The 20,996-nt window shown below is 71.8% G+C and carries 24 protein-coding genes; 9 read left to right on the top strand and 15 right to left on the bottom strand.

Going from position 1 to position 20,996, the window contains the following annotated elements; genetic code table 11:
• Window positions 1-2: 2 nt before the first annotated feature.
• From BLR04_RS30670 to BLR04_RS30660, 3 genes are all read right to left on the bottom strand, one after another.
• Window positions 3-905, bottom strand: a complete 903-nt coding sequence (locus tag BLR04_RS30670) for a lactonase family protein (RefSeq protein WP_176903368.1) — start codon at window positions 903-905, stop codon at window positions 3-5.
• A 103-nt stretch (window positions 906-1,008) separates the two neighbouring features.
• Window positions 1,009-2,037, bottom strand: a complete 1,029-nt coding sequence (locus BLR04_RS30665; protein WP_090771835.1) for an alkaline phosphatase PhoX — start codon at window positions 2,035-2,037, stop codon at window positions 1,009-1,011.
• Window positions 2,038-2,201: 164 nt separating this feature from the next.
• The gene (locus BLR04_RS30660) at window positions 2,202-2,669 is read right to left on the bottom strand and encodes a Dps family protein (protein WP_090771833.1); all 468 of its coding nucleotides are present in this window, start codon (window positions 2,667-2,669) and stop codon (window positions 2,202-2,204) included.
• Between the two features lie 111 nt (window positions 2,670-2,780).
• Between BLR04_RS30660 and BLR04_RS30655 the strand changes: the two genes are divergently transcribed.
• Both BLR04_RS30655 and BLR04_RS30650 read left to right on the top strand, forming a co-directional pair.
• Window positions 2,781-3,362: a MerR family transcriptional regulator gene (locus BLR04_RS30655; protein WP_090771831.1), complete on the top strand. Its 582-nt coding sequence runs from the start codon at window positions 2,781-2,783 to the stop codon at window positions 3,360-3,362.
• Window positions 3,359-5,698: a VIT domain-containing protein gene (locus tag BLR04_RS30650; RefSeq protein WP_090771829.1), complete on the top strand. Its 2,340-nt coding sequence runs from the start codon at window positions 3,359-3,361 to the stop codon at window positions 5,696-5,698. Before BLR04_RS30655 ends, BLR04_RS30650 begins: the two co-directional genes overlap by 4 nt.
• Window positions 5,699-5,822: 124 nt before the next feature.
• Here the strand turns inward: BLR04_RS30650 and tnpA are convergent, their stop codons facing one another.
• Window positions 5,823-6,239 (bottom strand): IS200/IS605 family transposase, encoded by a 417-nt coding sequence (gene tnpA / locus BLR04_RS30645; RefSeq protein ID WP_090771827.1) that lies wholly within the window; start codon window positions 6,237-6,239, stop codon window positions 5,823-5,825.
• Between the two features lie 22 nt (window positions 6,240-6,261).
• On the opposite strand from tnpA, the gene BLR04_RS30640 reads away from it, so the two are divergent.
• The gene (locus BLR04_RS30640; RefSeq protein ID WP_090771825.1) at window positions 6,262-7,413 is read left to right on the top strand and encodes an RNA-guided endonuclease InsQ/TnpB family protein; all 1,152 of its coding nucleotides are present in this window, start codon (window positions 6,262-6,264) and stop codon (window positions 7,411-7,413) included.
• Between the two features lie 91 nt (window positions 7,414-7,504).
• Here the strand turns inward: BLR04_RS30640 and BLR04_RS30635 are convergent, their stop codons facing one another.
• A complete protein-coding gene (locus BLR04_RS30635) occupies window positions 7,505-7,768 on the bottom strand; it encodes a YciI family protein (RefSeq protein WP_090771824.1) in 264 nt (87 codons plus the stop codon).
• 74 nt (window positions 7,769-7,842) lie between these two features.
• On the opposite strand from BLR04_RS30635, the gene BLR04_RS30630 reads away from it, so the two are divergent.
• Both BLR04_RS30630 and mmuM read left to right on the top strand, forming a co-directional pair.
• Window positions 7,843-8,493: a Crp/Fnr family transcriptional regulator gene (locus BLR04_RS30630; protein ID WP_090771822.1), complete on the top strand. Its 651-nt coding sequence runs from the start codon at window positions 7,843-7,845 to the stop codon at window positions 8,491-8,493.
• A 130-nt stretch (window positions 8,494-8,623) separates the two neighbouring features.
• Window positions 8,624-9,490, top strand: coding sequence for a homocysteine S-methyltransferase (gene mmuM, locus BLR04_RS30625; protein WP_090771820.1), 867 nt, complete (start codon window positions 8,624-8,626; stop codon window positions 9,488-9,490).
• Window positions 9,491-9,497: 7 nt separating this feature from the next.
• Here the strand turns inward: mmuM and BLR04_RS30620 are convergent, their stop codons facing one another.
• Window positions 9,498-9,926 (bottom strand): DoxX family protein, encoded by a 429-nt coding sequence (locus BLR04_RS30620; protein WP_090771818.1) that lies wholly within the window; start codon window positions 9,924-9,926, stop codon window positions 9,498-9,500.
• 85 nt (window positions 9,927-10,011) lie between these two features.
• Between BLR04_RS30620 and BLR04_RS30615 the strand changes: the two genes are divergently transcribed.
• On the top strand, window positions 10,012-10,473 hold the full coding sequence (locus BLR04_RS30615) for a MarR family winged helix-turn-helix transcriptional regulator (protein WP_090771816.1): 462 nt from the start codon (window positions 10,012-10,014) through the stop codon (window positions 10,471-10,473).
• 15 nt (window positions 10,474-10,488) lie between these two features.
• On the opposite strand, the gene BLR04_RS30610 is transcribed toward BLR04_RS30615, so the two are convergent.
• Window positions 10,489-11,196 carry a lysophospholipid acyltransferase family protein gene (locus BLR04_RS30610; RefSeq protein WP_090771814.1) on the bottom strand — a complete coding sequence of 236 codons (708 nt, stop codon included), beginning with the start codon at window positions 11,194-11,196 and terminating at the stop codon, window positions 10,489-10,491.
• Between the two features lie 173 nt (window positions 11,197-11,369).
• Here BLR04_RS30610 and BLR04_RS30605 point away from each other — a divergent pair, with 173 nt between their 5' ends.
• On the top strand, window positions 11,370-12,128 hold the full coding sequence (locus BLR04_RS30605; protein ID WP_090771812.1) for an alpha/beta hydrolase: 759 nt from the start codon (window positions 11,370-11,372) through the stop codon (window positions 12,126-12,128).
• Between the two features lie 46 nt (window positions 12,129-12,174).
• Window positions 12,175-12,669, top strand: coding sequence for a hypothetical protein (locus tag BLR04_RS30600; RefSeq protein WP_090771810.1), 495 nt, complete (start codon window positions 12,175-12,177; stop codon window positions 12,667-12,669).
• 70 nt (window positions 12,670-12,739) lie between these two features.
• On the opposite strand, the gene BLR04_RS30595 is transcribed toward BLR04_RS30600, so the two are convergent.
• From BLR04_RS30595 to BLR04_RS30565, 7 genes are all read right to left on the bottom strand, one after another.
• Window positions 12,740-13,843, bottom strand: coding sequence for a beta propeller repeat protein (locus BLR04_RS30595; protein ID WP_245740727.1), 1,104 nt, complete (start codon window positions 13,841-13,843; stop codon window positions 12,740-12,742).
• Between the two features lie 38 nt (window positions 13,844-13,881).
• Window positions 13,882-14,577, bottom strand: coding sequence for an endonuclease/exonuclease/phosphatase family protein (locus BLR04_RS30590; RefSeq protein ID WP_090771808.1), 696 nt, complete (start codon window positions 14,575-14,577; stop codon window positions 13,882-13,884).
• An 11-nt stretch (window positions 14,578-14,588) separates the two neighbouring features.
• The gene (locus tag BLR04_RS30585; protein ID WP_090771806.1) at window positions 14,589-15,521 is read right to left on the bottom strand and encodes an ROK family glucokinase; all 933 of its coding nucleotides are present in this window, start codon (window positions 15,519-15,521) and stop codon (window positions 14,589-14,591) included.
• A 13-nt stretch (window positions 15,522-15,534) separates the two neighbouring features.
• On the bottom strand, window positions 15,535-15,933 hold the full coding sequence (locus BLR04_RS30580; RefSeq protein WP_090771804.1) for a DUF5304 family protein: 399 nt from the start codon (window positions 15,931-15,933) through the stop codon (window positions 15,535-15,537).
• A 39-nt stretch (window positions 15,934-15,972) separates the two neighbouring features.
• The gene (locus BLR04_RS30575; protein WP_090771800.1) at window positions 15,973-17,181 is read right to left on the bottom strand and encodes an ArsA family ATPase; all 1,209 of its coding nucleotides are present in this window, start codon (window positions 17,179-17,181) and stop codon (window positions 15,973-15,975) included.
• A complete protein-coding gene (locus tag BLR04_RS30570; RefSeq protein ID WP_090771799.1) occupies window positions 17,178-17,621 on the bottom strand; it encodes an SRPBCC family protein in 444 nt (147 codons plus the stop codon). The genes BLR04_RS30575 and BLR04_RS30570 overlap by 4 nt, the downstream gene beginning before the upstream one ends.
• A 69-nt stretch (window positions 17,622-17,690) precedes the next feature.
• A complete protein-coding gene (locus BLR04_RS30565) occupies window positions 17,691-18,458 on the bottom strand; it encodes a metallophosphoesterase family protein (protein WP_090771797.1) in 768 nt (255 codons plus the stop codon).
• A 125-nt stretch (window positions 18,459-18,583) separates the two neighbouring features.
• Between BLR04_RS30565 and BLR04_RS30560 the strand changes: the two genes are divergently transcribed.
• The gene (locus BLR04_RS30560; protein ID WP_090771795.1) at window positions 18,584-20,326 is read left to right on the top strand and encodes an AMP-dependent synthetase/ligase; all 1,743 of its coding nucleotides are present in this window, start codon (window positions 18,584-18,586) and stop codon (window positions 20,324-20,326) included.
• A gap of 160 nt (window positions 20,327-20,486) precedes the next feature.
• Here the strand turns inward: BLR04_RS30560 and BLR04_RS30555 are convergent, their stop codons facing one another.
• Window positions 20,487-20,837 carry a hypothetical protein gene (locus tag BLR04_RS30555; protein WP_090771793.1) on the bottom strand — a complete coding sequence of 117 codons (351 nt, stop codon included), beginning with the start codon at window positions 20,835-20,837 and terminating at the stop codon, window positions 20,487-20,489.
• Window positions 20,838-20,996: the final 159 nt, after the last annotated feature.

Below are 20,996 nucleotides of genomic sequence, written 5' to 3'. Positions count from 1 at the left end.
CCCTACTGGACCAGTACGCAGGACGGGCTCTCCACCTCATGCGCCTCCCCGGTCGGCTCGGGGACGCCGTCGCGCAGCGCGAGCACGGTGACCTGGTCGGAGCGCTGGTTGGCCACGTACATGCGGTCGCCGTCGATGGCGAAGTGGCGCGGCCACACGCCGCCGGTGGGCACCTCGGCGACCGGCGACAGGTCGGCGGCGCGCAGCACCGAGACGGTGTCGGGGCCGCGGTTGCCGACGTAGACGAGATCGCCTTCCAAGTGCAGGTGGGAGGGCATGTTCTCGCCGGGACGCCGGCTCGCGGGGACGCTCGTGCGGCGGTCGCCCTCGACGAGCGTGACCGAGCCGTCGAGCTCGCCCGTCACGTACAGGCGCGAACCGGCGAAGGCGAAGTGGCGCGGCCCTGTGCCGGGCGGCATCGTGATCGGCTCCAGCGGGGTGCCGTCGTGGCGGTAGCGGCGGATCTCGTCGGTGCCCAGGTCGGAGACGTGCAGCACGCCGTCGTGGAAGACGGCCTCGTGGGCGTGCGAGCCCTCCTGGCGGCCGGCGACCGGGCCCGAGCCCGCGTGGCGCAGCACGATCGGGTCGCCCGCGAACGCTCCCCGCTCGTCGAGCCGGTAGAGCGTGGCGGTGCCGTCGCCGTAGTTGGCCACCGCGAGCAGCGCGCCCTCGGGGTCCACGGCGATGTGGCAGGGGTCGGCGCCCTCGCTCGGCCGCTCGTCCAGTGGCTGCAACGTGCCCTCGGCCGTGAACGCGGTGAGCCAGCCGCGCTGGAGCTCCCCCACGGCGTACAGCACCGGCAGGGTGGGATGCACGGTCAGGAACGAGGGCGAGGCCACCCTCGTGAGGCCGCCGCCGATCGTGACGATGCCCGGGCCGTATCCGCCTATGCGCACGTATTTCACCGCGTGATCCTCCTGTGGTCGGCTTCTGCACCCCGGTTCTATACGAAGGTGATCAGCGACCTCCAGACGGGCACGTGTCGCGGCGCGTCACGGGCCGCGACGGTCAGGCCCGGAAGGGGCCCGTGACCTCGAACGTCAGCCCCTCGGTGCGGCCGCGCCTGGCCGAGAAGCACAGGCGATCACCACGCGGCGAGAACGCCGGCCCGGTCAGCTCGACGTCGTCGTGGCCGACGAGCCTGAGGAACGGGGCCACCGAGCGGTCGGGCGCGACGAGGTCGATCCTGGCCCGCCCGGCGTCGCGGGCGACGTACAGGTCGCCCGAGGGCGCGGCGGTGACGGCGCGCACGCCCTCGCACAGCCGTTCCAGCGTGGAACCGCCCGCGTCGTAGGCCCACAGGCCGCGGTCGCCGCGCGTGGTGAAGTAGCAGACGCCGCCCACGTAGTGGCAGTCGTCGCCGCCGTCGAAGTGGCGGGCTTCCTCGACCTGGTGGCGGGTCGCCCTGAGGAGCGCGGCCGGCGAGGGCACCGGTCGCCAGCGGCCCGAGGCGCACAGCACCTCCAGCGTGCCCTCGGTCAGGTCGCCCCAGTCGCCGGGGCGGAACCGGTAGAGGCAGCCGTCGGGCTCGCCCTCGGTCATGTAGACCACCTGCCGCTCGGGGTCGCAGGCGGCGGCCTCGTGCCGGAAGCGGCCCATGGCCAGGCGGGGACGCGCGGCGCGCACGCCGTAGGGGTCGCACTCGAAGACGCGGCCGCGGTGGCCGAGCTCGCACGACAGCCAGGTGTGCCACGGCGTGGCGCCGCCCGCGCGGTTGAGGTCGGTGCCGGACAGGATGCGGTACGCGTCGATGACGTCGCCGCCCGCGCGGAAGCGCAGCGCCGAGGCGCCGCCGAGCAGGGGCAGCTCGGAGTTGGACACGTAGATCCAGCCGTCGCCGTCGGGGAAACAGGCGCCGCCGTCGGGGGCCGCGTGCCAGGTGAGCCCGGCGACCTTCGCGCCCGACCTGGCCACGACCCGTCCGGCGAAACCCTGGGGCAGCGCCAGGCCGCTCTCGCCCGGCCGGCCGATCGGGCCGTACAGGCCGTCGCCGCCCGCCAGGAGCGGGCCCGTACGGGGGAGAGTCTTGTGGGACATCGTGGGCCTCCCTCTCGGTGCCACGCTAGTCGACCGCACGGACACCAAGGGCAAGGATCCCGGCACCGAACTCCTCACGACGGGTCGCCGTCGCGTGACATGCGAAAGCCCGGGCGATCCGGCCCGGGCCTCCTGCGGCGCCGCTCTCGAGCGCCTCGCGACGGCTAGCGCTGTGCCTGGAACATCCAGTGCTGCTTGTCGATGTCCTGGGCGATCGCGATGAGCAGGTCCTGGGTGACCGGATCGGGCTCATCCACGGCCCTGATGCGCTCGTACATGCGCTTGCTGATGCCGTCGAGGGTGTCGGTGATGGTCGCCACGACCTTGCCGTCCTCGATCCAGCCGCCGTCCGGCTGCGACAGCTTCGTGGAGCGGGCCACCGTGGCGGACCTGCCGTCGGGGTTGACCCCCACGGCGACGGCGCGCTCGGCGATGGTGTCCATGTGCTGCCGGGCCAGGTCGGTGAGTTCGTCGAGCTGGAGATGGATCGGACGGAAGTGGGAGCCGATGAGGTTCCAGTGAGCCTGCTTGGCGACCAGTGACAGGTCGATCAGGTCGACGAGCGCGCCCTGGAGCGCCTCCGCGACGGTGTTCCTGGCCTCTCCCGAGAGCGGACCGGTGATCGTAGCCATGTGTCGTTCCTCCCCGTCGGTCGGACTTTCCACAGAGATAACGAAATAGGCACGACAGTTCTTCCGGGAACGACGTTGACACTGTCATCGTGACAGTGTCAGTGTGGAGACATGAGCGACACCTGGACCCTCGGCGAGCTCGCCGGGCACGCGGCGCGCGCCCTGCGCGCCGACGCGTCGCCGCCCGCGAACGGCCGGGTCCGCGACCTGCCCGGAGAGCGGCTGATCCGCTGGTACACCACGATCGGCCTGATCGACCCGCCGCTCGCCCGGCGCGGCCGGGTGGCTCAGTACGGCCGCCGGCACCTGCTGCAGCTCGTGGCCGTCAAGCGGCTGCAGGCGGCCGGCCGTTCCATCGCGGAGATCCAGGCCGCCCTCGCGGGGGCGACCGACCGGATGCTGGAGGCCACGGCCCGGCTGCCTGCCGCCGGTGAACCCGCGCGCCCGGCGGACGACCCGCCGGCCGAACCCCGGGCGCGGTTCTGGGCCGAACGACCTCGGACACCCGATCAGGACGCCGTCGTGCTGCATGACGGCCCGGCGCCCGGGGAGATGGTGACCGGGGTGCGGCTGGCCGAACGGGTGCGGATCGTGCTCGACGCGACCAGGCTCCCGTCCGAGGAGGACGTACAGGCGGTGCTGGCGGCGGCCCGCCCGCTGCTCGCGGTGCTCGAAGAGAGGGAACTGATATGAACATCACGTCGCTGGAGCCCGCACAGTGCCCGACGGTGCCCGACGCCGGGTTCGGCGCGCTGCGGACGGGCCGCGGCAACCTTCCGCTCGAAAGCGTCGACGTGCGCGCCGCGATCTCCGGGCTCGTCGCGGGGGTCGAGGTCACCCAGGGCTTCCGCAACCCGTTCGACGTCACGCTGGAGGCCACGTACGTCTTCCCGCTGCCCGACCGGGCGGCCGTGACGGGCTTTCGCATGGAGGCCGCCGACCACGTGGTGGAGGGCGTGCTCAAGGAGCGCGGGCAGGCCCGGCAGGACTACGACCAGGCGTTGCGCGAGGGCAGGCGGGCCGCGATCGCCGAGGAGGACCGGCCCGAGGTGTTCACCATCCGGGTGGGCAACATCCTGCCGGGCGAACGCGTGTCCGTACGGCTCACCCTGAGCCAGCCGCTGCCGTACGAGGACGGCGCGGCCACCTTCCGGTTCCCGCTGGTCGTGGCCCCGCGCTACATCCCGGGCAGCCCGGTCGACGGCCAACCGGCCGGCGACGGCACGGCGCCCGACACCGACGCCGTCCCCGACGCCTCCCGCATCACCCCGCCCGTCCTGCTGCCCGGCTTCCCCGACCCGGTGCGGCTGTCGCTGACCGCCGACGTCGACGCCGCCGGCCTGCGGCTGCGCGAGCTCGCCTCCAGCCTGCACGTGGTGGAGGAAGAGAGCCGCGACGACGGGGTCCACACCGTACGCGTGCGTCCCGGCGAGCGCCTCGACCGCGACTTCGTGCTGCGCCTGTCGTTCGACGCCTCCACGTCGCTGCAGCTGGACGGGCTGGGCACGTTCGCGCTGACCGTGCTCCCGCCGCCGTTGCAGGCGCCGCGACCGCCGCGCGACCTGGTGCTGCTGCTCGACAGGTCCGGCAGCATGAGCGGCTGGAAGATGGTCTGCGCCCGCCGCGCCGCCGCCCGCATCGTCGACACGCTGACGCCGCAGGACAGGTTCGCGGTGCTCACCTTCGACTCCGTGGTGGAGCAGGCGTTCGAGGGGCTGGTGGAGGCGTCCGACCGCAACCGCTACCGCGCGGTCGAGCACCTGGCGCGGGTGGACGCGCGCGGCGGCACCGAGCTGCTGGCCCCGCTGCGCGAGGCGATCAGGCTGCTCGGCGCGCGAGGCGAGCGCGAACGCGTCGTGGTGCTCGTCACCGACGGCCAGGTGGGCAACGAGGACCAGATCCTCGAGCAGGCCGGCGGCGCGCTGTCGGCCATGCGCGTGCACACGGTCGGCATCGACCGGGCGGTGAACGCCGGCTTCCTCGGCCGGCTCGCCGGGCTCGGCGCGGGGCGCTGCGAGCTGGTCGAGTCGGAGGACCGGCTGGACGCCGCGATGGAGCACATCCACCGCCGGATCGGCGCTCCCCTGGTGACCGACCTGTCGCTGAAGGGCCTCGACGTCGAACCGGAGACGGTCACGCATCTCGGCTCGATCTTCCCTGGCGTCCCGCTGCGGGTGTACGGGCGCTGCCGCGCGGGCTCGTCCGTCACCGTACGCGGGACGGCGGCCGGCGGGCCGTGGGAGGAACACGTCGAGGGCGTCACCGCGGACAACCCGGCCCTGCGCGCCGTCTGGGCCCGCGCCCACCTGCGCGAGCTGGAGGACCGGTACGCGATGGGCGAACACGACCTGGAGTCCCGGATCGTGGACACCTCCCTCGCGTACGGCGTGCTGTGCCGCTTCACCGCGTACGTGGCCGTCGACACCCGCGAGGTCGCCGGCGGCGAGCCCGAGCACCGGGTGATCCAGCCGGTCGAGCCGCCGAGCGGGTGGGAGCTGCCGGGGGCGGCTCCGGCGGCGGGCCTCTTCGGCATCGCCGCGGCCGCCCCGCCGCAGGTCGCCGTCCAGTCGTTCGCACGCGGGCGACCGGGCGGTCCGCGGCTCGGCGCGGCCCGTGTGGAGCCGCTCATGGAACACGATCTCTCCGCCGCTCCGCCCAGCGGCGGCCCGATCTCCGGCGTGCCGCCGTTCGCACCCCGCCCGCCGATGCCTGTTCCCCGAGGTGGCGGGCGTCCGGTGGAGACGGTGCGTCCGCAGCTCGTCGCCGAGCTCGAGCGGCTGCGCGCCCTGCCCGCACCCGACCTGGCGTACCTGGCCGACCTCGGCACCCGGCTGGCCGCGCTGGCCGCCTACCTCGGCGGCGAGGAGAGGCTGGAGGGCCTGGCCCGCGAGCTGGAGGCCGCCGAACGGCCGGGCGCGGACGCGCGGCTGCTGCACGACCGCGCCGTGGCGGTCCTGACCGAGGTGGTGGGCGGGGCGCCCCCCGCGCCCGCCCCCCGCCGCCGCGGCCCCTTCTGGAAGCGCGACTGACAGGCCGGACGGCTACCAGGTTCGTCCGCAGTGCTCCGGCCTTCAGGCCGGGGGGTGAAGCGGACTTTCCCGCGTAGCGGGGCAGGGAAAGCCGGTCCGCCGTCAGGCGGACCGGCGTCTTGGATCAGACAGGGCGGTTTTGCTGCTCGATGTACTGGCGCAGGACGCTGATCGGTGCGCCGCCCACGCTCCCGGCGAAGTAGGAGCCCGACCATAGCTTGTTCGCCCGGTAGTAATGGCGGGCCAACTCGGGGAACTCCTGCCGCATTCTGCGGGAGGACACCCCTTTCAGCGAGTTGACGAGGCGGGACAGGGCGACCTTCGGCGGGAAGCGCACCAGCAGGTGGACGTGGTTGCTCTCGCCGTTGAACTCCGCGAGCTCGCACTCGAAATCAGCGCACACGTCCCGCATGATCTGCTCCATGCGCTCCAGGTGGGTGCCGGTGAACACCCGATGCCGGAACTTGGTCACGAAAACCAAGTGGGCGTGCAGGACAAAAATGCAGTGTCTTCCGGTTCTGATGTCTCCGTACTCGGCCATAAACCAACGGTAAGATCATGGCGTGCAGCTTCGGTACAACGTCCGCCTCTACCCGACCGCCGGTCAGCGCCAAGAACTGGCCAAGGCGTTCGGGTGCGCGCGGACGGTGTACAACGACGGGTTGCGCGCCCGGCAGGAAGCCCGCGAACAGGGGTTGCCGTATGTCCCGGACGCCGAGTTGTCCAAGCGGGTCATCACCAAGGCCAAGCAGACCCCCGAGCGGGCCTGGCTGGGCGAGGTGTCGGCGGTGGTGCTACAGCAGGCACTGGCCGACCTGAACACCGCCTACCGGAACTTCTTCGCCTCGATCACCGGCAAACGCCAGGGGCTGAAGGTGGCCCCGCCCCGGTTGCGGTCGCGCAAGGACAGGCGGCAGGCGATCCGGTTCACTCGCAACGCCCGGTTCCGTGTCACGGCGGGTGGGAAGCTGCGCCTGCCGAAGATCGGGGATGTGCCGGTCCGCTGGTCGCGTTCGCTGCCCGCCGAGCCTTCGAGTGTGACCGTGGTCAAGGACGCGGCGGGCCGGTACTTCGCCTCGTTCGTGGTCGAGGTCGGCGACGAGCCGTTGCCGCGGATCGCGTCGGAGATGGGCATCGATCTGGGCCTGACATACTTCGCGGTCCTGTCAGACGGCCGGAAGATCGACAACCCCCGCTTCCTGCGCCGCGCCGAACGACGGCTGCGCAAGGCGCAGCAGAACCTCAGCCGCAAGGCGAAGGGGTCGGCGAACAGGAAGAAGGCTGCCGTCAAGGTCGCCAGGGCGCACGCCCGGGTGGCCGACGCGCGCCGGGACTTCGCGCACAAGCTCTCCACGAAGATCATCCGCGACAACCAAGCGGTGATGGTGGAGGACCTGTCCGTGAAGGGCCTGGCCCGCACGCGCCTGGCCAAGTCCGTCCACGACGCCGGATGGTCGGCGTTCGTGAGCATGCTGGAATACAAGGCCGCCCGGCGTGGCCGGACCTTCGTGAAGGTGGACCGCTGGTTCCCCAGCTCGAAGCTGTGCTCGGCATGCGGTGCGCTCGCCGAGTCGATGCCGCTCGACGTCCGGTCGTGGGTGTGCCCCTGCGGCGCGGCCCATGACCGGGACGTCAACGCCGCGATCAACATCCTCGCCGCCGGACGGGCGGAGAGGCTAAACGCCTGCGGAGGGACCGTAAGACCCGCCGCCTAGCGGAGGGCAGGACCCGGCGAAACAGGAAGCCTTCAGAAGTGCCGCACGCGCGGCACAGGCTGAATCCCCGGCCTTCAGGTCGGGGAGCGCGTCAAAGGATCGGGGTCCACTCCTTGAGCAGCACGATCTCGTAGCCGTCCACCGCCGTGTACGGATCGTCCCGCAGGATCGCGCGCAGCTCCGCCTCGTCCGCCACCTCGTAGACGTGCAGGGCTCCGCTGTCGTCGGCCCACGGCCCGGCGGTGACCAACCGCCCGTCCTCCTTCAGCCGCCGCAGGTGGTCACGGTGGGCGGGGCGGGCGGCCAGCCGCCGGGGGTCGTCGTCGAACGCCAGGTGCATCACGTATCTCGCCATGGCCCCGCACCCTAGGCGCCGCGGCCCGGCGGGCACGGCATCGCCGGGCACGCGGCTGGTGTATCACGGGATACATGACGTACGCGCTGGCCGACCTGCCGATGTTCGCGGGGCTCGACGAGGAGCGGGTGCGCCGGCTCGCGGGGCGGGCGCGGTGGCGTGACTACCCGGCCGGGCAGGTGCTGTGCACGGAAGGCGACCCTGCCGACCAGCTGATCGTGCTGCTTGACGGACGGGTGAAGGCAGCCAGGGTGAGCGCCGACGGCAGGGAGGTGGTGCTCGCGGTGGAGGAGGCGCCGGTGGCCTTCGACAAGACAGCCCTCCTCGTCGACGGCCCGCACCGCGCCACCCGTACGGCCATGACCGCCGTGCGGGTCGCCTACCTGCCGCGGGCCGCCGTGCTGGAGCTGCTCGAGGCGGAACCGTCCGTGGCGGCGCGGCTGCTGCGCACGCTGGCGGCCACCGTGCGAGACCTGGACGAGCGGCTGCTCGACGCGGCGGTCCGCGACGTGCCCGCGCGGGTGGCGTCCTGGCTGGTGCGCCGGTGCGACGGCGGCCGGGTGGCCCTGCACGGCGGCCAGGCGGGCCTCGGGGCCGAGATCGGCGCGACGCGCGTGAGTGTCAACCGCGCGCTGCGCGGGTTCGAGCGCCGCGGGATCATCGTGATCGGGCACGGTGAGGTGACCGTCCTCGACCGCCCCGCCCTGACCCGTCTCGCGGCCTGAGCCGGGCCGCCGCGGCCCTGTGCCGACGGTCGGGGCCGGAGCCGCGGGCCGGCCGTCCTCCGGCCCTGGCGTCCGGTGCCCGGGCGGAGGCGTGTCAGGAGATGTCCGCCGTAGCTTCTACCCTGGATGGGTGACGACACTTGTCCTCGACGGGGGGCTGGCCACCCAGCTCGAACGGCTCGGCGCCGATCTTCGCGACGAGCTGTGGTCGGCGCGGCTGCTCATGGAGGAGCCGGAGCTGATCAGGCGCGTGCACGCCGCCTACTTCGCGGCGGGCGCCGACGTCGCCACGACCGCGAGCTACCAGGCGACGCTGCCCGGCTTCGCACGGCGCGGCCTCGACCAGGCGCGGTCCGAGGAGCTGATCAGGCTGTCGGTCGAGCTCGCCGCCCAGGCGCGCGACGAGGCGGGTGGCGGCCTGGTGGCGGCCTCGGTCGGCCCGTACGGCGCCTACCTCGCCAACGGCGCCGAGTACACCGGCGACTACGACCTCGACGAGGACGGCCTGTACGCCTGGCACCTGCCCCGCTGGGAGATCCTCGCCTCGGCCGGCCCCGACCTGCTGGCCTGCGAGACCATCCCGTCCTACACCGAGGCGCGGGCGCTGGCCCGGCTGCTGGCGGCCACTCCCGGGGTGAAGGCGTGGGTGAGCTTCTCGTGCCGCGACGGCGAGCGCATCAGCGACGGCACGCCGATCGCCGAGGCCGCTGCGCTGTTCACCGGCAACCCGCAGGTGGTGGCGGTGGGTGTCAACTGCACGGCGCCGCGCCACATGCCGACGCTGGTCAGGACACTGTCGGGAGGGCTGCCCGTGGTCGTCTACCCCAACTCGGGCGAGACGTGGGACGCCGGCAACCGCCGGTGGCTCGGCCTGACCGACCCGGTGGAGTTCGGCCAGGCCGCCAAGGAGTGGCAGCAGGCGGGGGCCTCACTGATCGGCGGCTGCTGCCGTACCACGCCCGAGCACATCGAGCAGATCAGGGCCCATCTGACCTGAGCGGGCGTCAGGCGATCACGGCGGCGGCGCCGCGGCGGCGCAACCGCACGTTGTCGAGCGCGAACGCGCCCCCACCGGAGAACCCGACGGCGAGACTGGCCGCCGCGAGCGCCAGGACGAACTCGTAACCGCCGTCGCCGGCGGAGAAGCCGCTCTCCCCGTGCACGAACACGATGGCGCCGATCATGTTGAGGGCGAGCAGGGAGCCCGCGAGCGGCAGCGCCGCGCCCGCGATGAGCGCCAGCCCGCCCGCGACCTCCGTCGCCGCCACGGCCGGGGCCGCGAGCGCCGCCAACGGGATGCCGACGGACTCGAAGAACTCGGTCGTGCCCTCGATCCCGATGGTCAAGAACTTCTGGTAACCGTGCACCAAGAAGATCACTCCGATGGCGACCCTGGCCACCAGCAGGACGACGGGACGCACCTGGTCGGCCATACGGCCTCCTCCAGCTGTTGTTCAGATTTGAACGACCACTGTAACAAGATGGGGTTCAAATCTGAACGACAAGTAGACTGAGCCGATGACGCAGCCCCGATGGCTCGACCAGACCGAGATGGCGGCGTGGCGGGCCTTCCTGACGACCTCGCATCTGCTGGAGCGACGGATCGAGGAGCACCTCAAGGCCGCCGCCGGCCTCACCCACCCGCAGTACGAGATCCTCGTCCGGCTCGCCGAGGCACCCGGGCGGCGGCTGCGCATGACGGAGCTCGCGCGTGACGTGGTGGTGTCGAAGAGCGCGCTCACCTACCAGGTGGGCGGGCTCGAGAAGGCCGGGCTCGTCGAGCGGCTGACCTGCCCGTCGGACGACCGCGGCGTGCTCGCCCGGCTCACCTCGGCGGGCGCCGACCTGTTGGAGCGGGTGGCGCCGGCCCATCTGGAGATCGTCCGCGACTATCTCGTCGACCGGCTCAGCCGCGCGGAACTGCTCGCGATGACCACGGCGATGCGCAGGACGGAAGAGGCCTTACGGGCCTCCGGGTGACCCGCCCTCGTGCGGTCAGTTGCCCGCCGCAGCGGCGCGCCTGGCGCGCTCCATCTCCACCTTGGCGCTGGCGGCGTACTTGTCGACGTACTCCTGGCCCGAGAGCTCCATCAGCGCGTACATGATCTCGTCGGTCACCGCGCGCAGCACGAGGCGGTCGTCCTCCATGCCGTAGTAGCGGGAGAAGTCGAGCGGCTTGCCGAACCGCACGCCCGGCCGGATGCCGAGCTTGGGCAGCGGACGCCCGGTCGGCATCATCTCGTAGGTGTTGACCATCGCCCACGGGATCACCGGGGCCCGCGACTCCAGAGCGAGCCGGGCGACGCCGGTCTTGCCCTTGTAGAGGCGGCCGTCGGGTGAACGGGTGCCCTCGGGGTAGATGCCGAGGAGGTAGCCCTCGCGCAGCACCCGCAGGCCGGTGCGGAGCGCGGCCTCACTGGCCTTGCCGCCGGAACGGTCGATCGGCACGGTGCCGACACCGCTGAAGAACAGCCGGGTGAAGAAGCCCTTCACGCCGCGCCCGGTGAAGTAGTCGGCCTTGCCCAGCGAGATGACCTTACGGCGGATCTGCAGGGGGCCGAAGAAATGGTCGGCGAAGGACAGATGGTTGCCCGCCAGGATCGCGGGACCCTGCTTGGGCACGTTGTCGGCGCCCTCCGTCCACGGCCGGAACACGAGGTGGAGGAACGGCCCCAAGATGGCCTTGACCACCCAGTAGAACACCTGGCACCTCTTCCTCAGCGCTGTTCTGGTCGAGCAGTGTGGGCGAGCACAGTCATCTTCCCACCTCGAGCACGATGCTCCTACACCAGCTCTCGCACAACTACCCACAAACATGCGACGATCGGGCCGTTCTGGAAGAAATTGCCGGAATGAAACGGCACGGAGGAGCTGTTATGCCGCTCATGCCAGGCGCGGAACCGTACCACCATGAGGCGGGCGAGATCGGTGTGCTGCTGTGCCACGGGTTCACCGGCACGCCGCAGTCGCTGCGCCCGTGGGGTGAATACCTGGCCGGACGGGGGCTCAGCGTCTCGCTGCCGCGTCAGCCCGGCCACGGCACACGGTGGCAGGAGATGAACCGCACGCGGTGGGAGGACTGGTACGCCGAGCTGGAGAAGGCGTACGAGGACCTGCGCGGGCGCTGCGCCGAGGTCTTCGTGGCCGGGCTGTCGCTAGGCGGCTGCATGGCGCTGCGGCTGGCCGAGGTGCACGGTTCGGCGATCAGGGGCGTCGTGCTGGTCAACCCGTCGATCGTCAACGACGTGCCGCTGATGCGGCTCGCTCCGCTGCTGAAGTGGTTCGTGCCGTCGGTGCCCGGCGTCGGCAACGACGTCAAGAAGCCCGGCGTGACCGAGCTGGCCTACACCCGCACCCCCGTGAAGGCGGCCGCCTCACTGCCCGGGCTGTGGTCGCTCGTCCAGGCCGACCTGGCGAAGGTGACACAGCCGCTGCTGGTCTTCCACAGCACGGACGACCACGTGGTCAGGCCCACGAGTGTCGCGATCATCCGTGAGAAGGTCTCGCAGGCCACGATCGAGGAGCTTACCGATAGCTACCATGTTGCGACGCTGGACAACGATGCCCACAGGATCTTTGCCGGTAGCCTCGACTTCATCCGGACACATGCCTCGGTACCCTTGCAGAGGGACTGATCGCACCCAGGGGGAAGTTGCGGTCGCTGCGGAGAGGCTCATCTAGGTGACGCCCCAGAGTGACGAGGACGAGGTCTGGCGGCAGATCGTCGCGTCCTTCAACGACACAGCCGAGCACGACTCGGCCGATCAGCCATGGCCGGACAGCGAGAACCTCTCCCCCGAGCCGACCCGCCGGGTCGTCAAGCCGCCGGAGGGGCCCCTCATGTCCGGCTCCTTCGGCGACCAACTCCGCGACGACGAACTCCGCGACGACGAGCTCGAGCGCCGCGATGACGATGACGACGATGACGAGGGCCACTTCCAGCCCCCGCCCCCGCCTCCGCTGCCCAAGCTCGACCTGCCGACCAAGCTCGCGTGGGTGGCGCTGTTCGGCGGCCCGGCGTACCTGCTGGTCGCGGCGGTGGCGGGCTGGCACATGGAGGGCTGGGCGCTCTTCACGGCGGTGGCGGCGTTCATCGGCGGGTTCGTGGCGCTGGTGGTGCGCATGGGTGACGGCCCGCCCAACGACTCGGGCTGGGACGACGGCGCCGTCGTCTGAGCGGCGCCGCCGTTCTGAGCGGCATCCGGGTCCGGCCGCGCCGCCGTTCTGAGCGGCGCCGCGTGCCGGCTCACGACTTCGTGATGACGTTCTTCGGCGCGAACGACTCGACGACGTCGGTGTAGCGGTCGTCGTCGGACACCACGTGCCCGACCGCCCACACCGTGCCCTTGCCGGGGAAGTACGTCACCGCCTGCAGCCGCACGCTGCGCCGGCCGTCCTGCGCGCCGCCGCGGATGGCCGCGCACGCGTTCTTCTCGCAGCGCAGCAGGTACGGCTCCGCCGGCCGCGACGGGTCGTAGCCGGTGATCCAGAACCGGCCCTTGCCGTCGCCGGTCACCCCGTACAGCCGGGCCTCGCCCGGCACCCGCACCTCGCGCCAGCGCTTGCCGTTCCAGACGAGCACGAGCGGGGAGATGTCGCCGGGGCCGTGGTAGACGCCGCCGACGGCGATCGCCCGCTTGGAGTTGTCGACCTGTACGTCACGCAGGTAGCCGCCGCGGATGGACGGCAGCTCCATGGCCTTCCACGAGCCACCCGACTGGTGGACGACCAGCGGCTGGGCGCCGGTGTCGCCCACCGCGAACCCGCCGTCGACCGCGTACAGGGCGCCCTTCCTGGTCTCCTGGACGGTCCAGTGGGAGCCCTCGCCGGTGAGGATCAGCCCGTTGCGCTCGCGGCTGCCGACCGCCACCACCCGGCCGGGCTTGGCGTCGATGCCGCCCAGCCAGTCGCCCGCGCGCAGCCCCTGCGGCCTGACGCGGTCGAAGCCCGACTGGTCGCCGTGGGCGAGATAGGGCAGGCCGTCGTGCCCGTCGCCGACCGCCCACACCTGCGACGGCGAGGCCGCCGCCAGCCCGCGCAGGTTGCCGGCGGCCGTGTTGTCGCGTACGGGCACCTCCGACCACCCGCTGCCGTTCCAGTGGCGGATGGTGCCGCGGTTCTTCCAGACGTCCCAGATCTCCTGCTGGCCGACCGCCCACACGTCGCTCGCGGACAGGGCCAGCACGTCGGAGAGCGAGGCGTCGGCCTGGAGACGCACGCTGGTCGACTGCTGCCACGCCTCGATCGAGCGCGGGCGAGGATCGGCATGCGCGGCCGGAGCGACCTGGCACCAGGCCACGAGTGTCACCAGGAGCGAAGAGAGCGCACGCCGCCGAAAGCGACGGGTCATAGGGAAAATGCTACGCACTGCCCGGCCCCTCTTGCCCTTTAGTGCCCAAGTCGCAACTCCGCCACTACCGGCAAATGGTCACTGGCCGTGACGAGGTCACCCAGCTCGGCGTCCACTCCCCCGCACGACACGACCTGCGCCGTCCGCCCGGCGAACACCCCGTCGATCCGTACGGACGGCCGCCGGGAGGCGAAGGTCAGCCCGTCGCCCTTGGGGGCGACGGCGTGACAGTCGGCCAGCCGGGCGGCGAGGTAGCGCCAGGCGGGCTGATGGGGCTGCTCGTTGACGTCGCCGGCCAGCACCACGGTGGCGGAGAACCGCGCGGCCACCCCTTCCATGACCGTCATGGCCTCGGCGACGTGGTGCATCCTGGCCGGGCCACTGAGGTCGAGGTGGAGCGAGCCGACGGCCAGCCGCGCCGCGCCCGCCTGCACGACCGCGACGGCCAGCCCGCGCTGCTCCAGCCCCGCGAAGCCGCGCAGGCGGTGGGCGGCGGCGTGCACGACACGAACCCGCCGCCCGCACAGCACGGCCACGCCGCCGATCCGGCCCGGCGTCACGAGCGTGAGGCCGGCCGCCTCGGCGAGCGCGCGGCGCCTGGCCCGCCACGGGCCGAACCTGGGCGCCTCCTGGACGCACAGCACGTCGGCGTCCATGGCGGTGATCACCCGGGCGAGCGCGGGCACGCTGTCGCGCATCCCGTGCAGGTTGTAGGTGGCGACCCTGACCGACACGTACGGCGGCTCTAGCGTCGCCGGGCGAGGTCGGCGGCCCCCACCAGGCCGGCGGACGCGCCCAGCTGGGCCAGCCTGATCTCGGCCAGCGGGCGGTGGCCGCGGCCGGTGAGCCGTTCGGCGAAGACCCGCCTGGCCCGGTCGAGGAACAGGTCGGCGGCCCGCGAGACGCCGCCGCCGATGATGAAGCAGCCGGGGTCGAGGATCGCGGCCAGGTCGGCCATGCCCTGGCCGAGCCAGTCGGCGAACGAGTCGAACGCGGCCAGCGAGGCCTCGTCGCCCAGGCGCGCGGCCTCGGTGACCTCCTCGCCCTCGATCGTGCCGCCCGCCAGGCCGAGCAGCGTACGGGCGCGCTCGGGGTGGGCCTCGGCGATCTCCCTGGCGTCCTTGACGAGGGACTGGCCGCTGGCGTACTGCTCCCAGCAGCCGACGTTGCCGCAGCCGCACGCGCGCCCGCCGGGCCGCACCTGCATGTGGCCGAGCTCGGCGCCCATGCCCCAGCGCCCGCGGTAGAGGGCGCCGTCGAAGACCATGCCGCCGCCGATGCCGGTGCCGAGCGTCATGCAGACCACGTGCGACTGGTCGCGGCCCGCGCCGAAGCGCGACTCGCCCCAGGCCATGGCGTTGGCGTCGTTCTCGATGACGACGGGCAGGCCCACCAGCCCGCTGATCTTCTTCTGCAGCGGCTCCTCGCGCCAGGCGAGGTTGGGGGCGAAACGCACCATCGACCGGGTCTCGTCGATGAACCCGGCCGCGCCCACGCCGACCGCCTCGATGTCCCTGCCGTCGGACAACTCGCGAACGACGTCGGCCACGGTCTCCGCCACCACCTCGGGGCGGTCGGCGGCAGTGGGCCTGCGCGTGTGCGCGACGATCTCGCCGTTGTCGTCGACCACACCCGCGGCCACCTTCGTACCGCCGATGTCGACACCGATCGTGAGCATGCGACGTGTCTCCCTATCCCAGATCTATGCGTTCCACATTGTCGCGCTCCGACCGATCACGGTCGTCACGCGGGGTACGGGGAGCGGGCCGGCTGAGTGTGTCGAGCGCGCCGCGGAACGCCGCGAACAGCTCGCCGCCCGCGGCCATCAGGTGGCCCGTCACGTCGCCGCCGCCCGCCTCGCGCTGCGCGGCGATGGCCCGGCAGACGGGACAGGCGCGGCAGATGTACTCGTCGTGGGGTTCGGAGACGGCCTCTTCCCACACGTCGCGCTCGCGGCGGCCGCCCGTGGTGAACGAGTTGAGCACGCTCTTGCCGACCTGCCGGGTCGCCGCTCCCTGAATCGATTCGAACAGCTTGCGCGCCTCGTCGGCGACGGTGCCGATGGGGTCTCGGTCATTGCTCTCGGTCATGTGGCCCTCCTGCGTCCGGGGTCGCTCATCCACTACAACTCATGAGGTAGCGGAATCGCTCCCCGCCTTGGACCGTAGCCCAGCCGAGGACCCCGTGGGCGGGCCGGACGGCTCCCACCACACGCGCAGATGTCCGTCGCGCAGCGCCGCCCCGCCGATCTTCCTACGGGCCAGCGCCGCCGGCAACGCCAGGATCCTGCGGTACGGGCCGGCCGTGATGATCAGCTCGTCGCCCTTGCGGGCCAGATCGACGTGCTCGCGGTCGGCTCCTGGCAGGGCCAGCGACAGATCGTCCGCGCTCAGCCGCAGCGGCGGCTCGATGTCGTGGGGCGCGAACGGGTCGGACTCGCCGTACAGGGCGGCGCCCACCTCGGCCAGCGCGTCCGTCCCGACCGGCTCTCCCGGCAGGTACGGGACGACGTGGACGGGCAGCGGCGCGAACGACTGCTCCGCCTCGGCCAGCAGCCGCCCCTGCGCCGCCACCCACCCGGCGCGCCACTCGTCGGCGCCCTCCGCCGGGAAGACCCGGTTGGCGATGACGGCGTCGACGCGGTAGCCGTACAGGCTGAGGGAGGTCAGGGTGCGCCGGGCCTCGGCGAGCACCACCGACTCGGGGGTGAGCACGAGCCGCACGGAGGCGTGGTCGCCGGTGAGCAGCTCGCGCACCTCCATCAGGCCGCGGTGCAGGCGCTCGCCCGCGTTCATGACCTCGTCGCCGGGCACGCTGACGTGGGCCACGTTGCGCACGAACGGCGAGACCAGCCGGGCGATCCTGCGGCCGATCGGCAGCAGCCGGTTGACGTGCCAGTCGAGCGCCTCGGGCAGGGCGAGCAGCCGCAGCGTCTCGGCGGTGGGCGCGCAGTCGACGACGATGACGTCCCAGCAGCCCTCGCGGGCCCGCTCACGCAGCTCGAGCAGCGCGATGACCTCCTCGGCGCCGGGCAGCACCGTGATCTCCTCGGAGGTGATCTCGTCGAGGCCCAGCTCGACCAGCGCGTTCCTGGCGTACTCCCGCAGCTCGCCCCAGTGGCGTTCCAGCGACTTCTGGGTGTCGACCTGGTGGAGGTGCAGGCCCGGCGCGACCTCGCCCGGCTCGACGCCGAGCGCGTCGGCCAGCGAGTGGGCGGTGTCGGTCGAGACGATCAGCGTCTTCAGCCCGCGGCGGGCGGCGAGGGTGGCCGTGGCCGCGGCGGCCGTGGTCTTGCCGACGCCGCCCTTGCCGGTGAAGAGCAGGACCCGCGGGCTCAACTCCGGCGGCCTTCGACGCGCTTCTTCAGGCCCTTGAGCGCGGTGTCCACGATCACCTTCTCCGCCTTCCGCTTGATCAGGCCGAGCATCGGCACGCTGAGCTCGACCGTCAGCTCGTACGTCACCTCGGTGCCACTGCCCTTGTCGGTGAGGCGGTAACTCCCCTGCAGGTCGGAGACCATCCGGCCGGGTTCGACGACCTTCCAGCTGACGCTGTCGTCGCCCTGCCAGGTGTAGCCCAGGGTGTAGGTGTCGCTGATAGGGCCGCCGTCCAGCGCGAACCGCACCGTCGACGGCAGGCCCTCGGGGCCGGTGTCGACGACCTCGGCGCTCTTGACCTGGCCGGCCCATTCCGGGTAGCGGGCGAAGTCCGCGATGACCGCCATGACCTCGGTGCGGGCGGCCCCGACGGTGATGCTCGAAGTGGTGCGATCAGGCATGCGACCACCGTAGTGCACAATCCGCAACTTGCGGCGGACCGGCGTCCGCGCCACCACGAAGCGGTCAGGTCACCACTCCAGCACGTACGGGACGCCTTTCGCGCGGAAGTGGCCCACGTTCACGCATTCGGTACGGCCGATACGGGTGCGGGCGCGCAGCGGATTGTGGACGTGGCCGAACAGGGCGTACCGCGGCTGGGTGCGCCTGATGGCCTCGAGGGTCGCCTCGCTGCCCCGTTCGAAGCGCCGGGCGACCACGTCGTACAGCAGCTCGGGCACCGCGGGCGGGATGTGGCAGCACAGCACGTCGACCGCGCCGACCGCCTCGACCTTGGCGGCGTACTCCTCGTCGCTGATCTCGTGGGGGGTGCGGTAGGGGGTCTTCAGTCCGCCGCCGACGAACCCGAACCGCAGGCCGCCGATCTCGGCCACCTCTCCGTCGAGCACCCGCTGGCCGGGCCTGACGTGGTCGGTCCACAGGCGCGGGAGGTCGACGTTGCCGTACGTCAGGTAGGCGGGGACGGGCATGGCGGCGAAGAGGGCTTCGTACTGGGCGTGGACGTTGCGCTCGATGTGCTCGCGGGGGTCGCCGTCGAGCGTCGCCCAAAGCCGCGCGGACATCGCCCTGGCCTCGTCGAACCGTCCGGCCGTGCGCAGGCCGATGAACTCGGCGGCGTTCGCGGCGCCGAACAGGTCGGCGAAGATGCCCTTGGCGTGGTCGTCGTAGTCGACGAAGAGGATCAGGTCACCGAGGCAGACGAGCGCGTCCGCGTCGTCTCCGGCCCTGGCCAGCGCGTCGGCCCTGCCATGGACGTCGCTGATGACATGGACCCTCATGAGACAGATCTTACGAGTGCGACTGCTAGCGTGTTGAACGCTGTTCATAACGCCTCAATGACGAACCTACCGGCGCGTAACTTAACGCGGTAACGTCTCGGCGGTCCCCGAAGAGGAGTTGATCCGTGCGCGAGTACAGCGTCCCTGTGCTGGTCGATGTGCCTGCCTCCGCCAGCCTGGCCGACACCGTGTTCGAGCGCGCAGAACGTGAGCCGCACGCCGTGGTCATGCGGCGCAAGACCGGCGCCGGCTGGCCCGAGGTCACCGCGGCCGAGTTCCGCGACCAGGTGATCGAGGTCGCGCGGGGCCTGATCGCGGCGGGCGTCGAGCACGGCGACCGGGTCGCCCTCATGTCCCGCACCCGCTACGAGTGGACGCTCGTCGACTACGCACTCTGGACCGTCGGCGCGGTGACCGTGCCGATCTACGAGACCTCGTCGGTCGAACAGGTCCGGTGGATCGTCGAGGACAGCGGGGCCAAGGCCGTCTTCGTCGAGCTCGACACGCACGAGGAGACCCTGCGAGAGGCCGCCCCCGGCCTGAAGCGCGTGTGGCGGATCGACGCCGCCCTCGAGACCGGCGACGTCACCGCCGCCGACGTCGACGCGCGCCGCGACGCGGTCGTCGGTGCCGACCTCGCCACGATCGTCTACACCTCGGGCACCACCGGACGGCCCAAGGGCTGCCGGATCACCCACGACAACCTGCTGTTCACGGCGCTCAACGTGGTGCGGGGGCCGCTGGAGCCGCTGTTCGTCGGCAAGACCCCGGCCGCGCTGCTGTTCCTGCCGCTCGCGCACATCTTCGCCCGCATCATCCAGGTGGCGCTCTTCGAGGTGGGCGCGGTGCTGGCGCACACTCCCAACATGAAGAACGTCGGCCCCGACCTGATCGACTTCCGCCCCACGTTCCTGCTGGGCGTGCCGCGGGTGTTCGAGAAGGTCTACAACGCCGCCGAGCAGAAGGCCATCGCCGGCGGCAAGGGCAAGATCTTCGCCCGCTCCGTCGACGTGGCCGTGGCCTGGAGCAAGGCCGAGGGCTCCGGCGGCGCGGGGCTGGGCCTGCGCCTGCAGCGAGCCGTCTTCGACAAGCTGGTGTACGCCAAGCTGCGCGCCGCCACCGGCGGCCGCCTCACGGCGGCGGTGTGCGGCGGCTCGGCGCTGGGCGAGCGGCTCGGACACTTCTTCCGCGGCGTCGGCATCGAGGTCTTCGAGGGGTACGGCCTGACCGAGACCACCGCCCCGTGCTCGGTCAACATGCCGGGCGCCAACAAGATCGGCACGGTCGGCAAGCCGCTGCCCGGCGTCACGCTGCGCATCGCCGACGACGACGAGATCCTCGCCAAGGGCCGCAACGTCTTCCACGGCTACTGGAAGAACGACGAGGCCACCGCCGAGGCGATCGACGCCGAGGGGTGGTTCCACACGGGCGACGCGGGCGAGCTCGACGCCGACGGCTACCTGCGCATCACCGGGCGCAAGAAGGAGATCCTGGTGACGGCGGCGGGCAAGAACGTCGCGCCCGGCCCGGTGGAGGACGCGCTGCGCGCGCATCCGCTGATCTCGCAGGCGATGCTCGTCGGCGACGGGCGGCCGTACGTCGCGGCCCTGATCACGCTCGATCCGGAGGCGCTGCCTGAGGACGCGTCCGCGGCCGAGCTGCGTTCCGACCCGAAGACGCTGGCGGCGGTCCAGGAGGCGGTCGACCGGGCGAACCTCATGGTCTCGAAGGCCGAGCAGATCAAGAAGTTCATGATCCTGCCCGCCGACCTGACCGAGGACAGCGGCCACCTCACCCCCACCCTCAAGGTCAAGCGCAACCTCGTGGAACGCGACTTCGCCCAGGAGATCGACAACCTGTACGCCTGAGCTCCTTGGGGGCCACCCCCGGAAGCCTGGCCTTGAGGCGACCTGAGGGCCCGACCCGGGCGGCCTGAGGCCCGGCCCTGGGGCGTCGTCCGTTGAGGGTGCACGGCCGGGCACACCGGAAGGCCGGTCCGCCAGAGCGGGCCGGCCTGTGCCGGAGGGGTCAGTTGACGTCGAGCTTGCGCTGGATGCCGAGCAGGACCTGCATCATCTCCGCCTGCATCGTCACCATCCCCTGCTGCGTGCTCTCGAGCGTGTCGAGCCTCTTCCCGACCTCACCGAACTGCACGTCGATGGCCTCGAACTGACGATCCATGGCGTCGAGTCGCCGATCGAGCCCATCGAACCGCCGGTCGATGGCCACGAACCGCTGATCGATGGCCTCGAACTGACGATCCATCGCCTCGAAGCGCTGGTCGATCGCCTCGAAGCGCTTCTCGACTCTCGCGTCCAGGCGCTTGAGGTGGTTGGCGACGCCGTTGATGCGCTCGGTCAGGTCTTGCGCGAGTTCCATCTGGTCGGCACGAACCTTGACCAGCTCGTTGTGGATCTCGTCGGCGAATTCGACGCCGGATTCCTTGAGCGCTTTTCATCCCGCGTCGCGGAGTTGAAGGACAAGGATTGCTTTGACGAGCTGACCTGCGAGAAGTGGGCAGCAGCGGAGTTTGTGGAG

This window comes from Nonomuraea maritima, from assembly GCF_900100395.1.
GTDB lineage: Bacteria > Actinomycetota > Actinomycetes > Streptosporangiales > Streptosporangiaceae > Nonomuraea > Nonomuraea maritima.
This window is presented reverse-complemented; position numbering and strand designations above follow the sequence as displayed.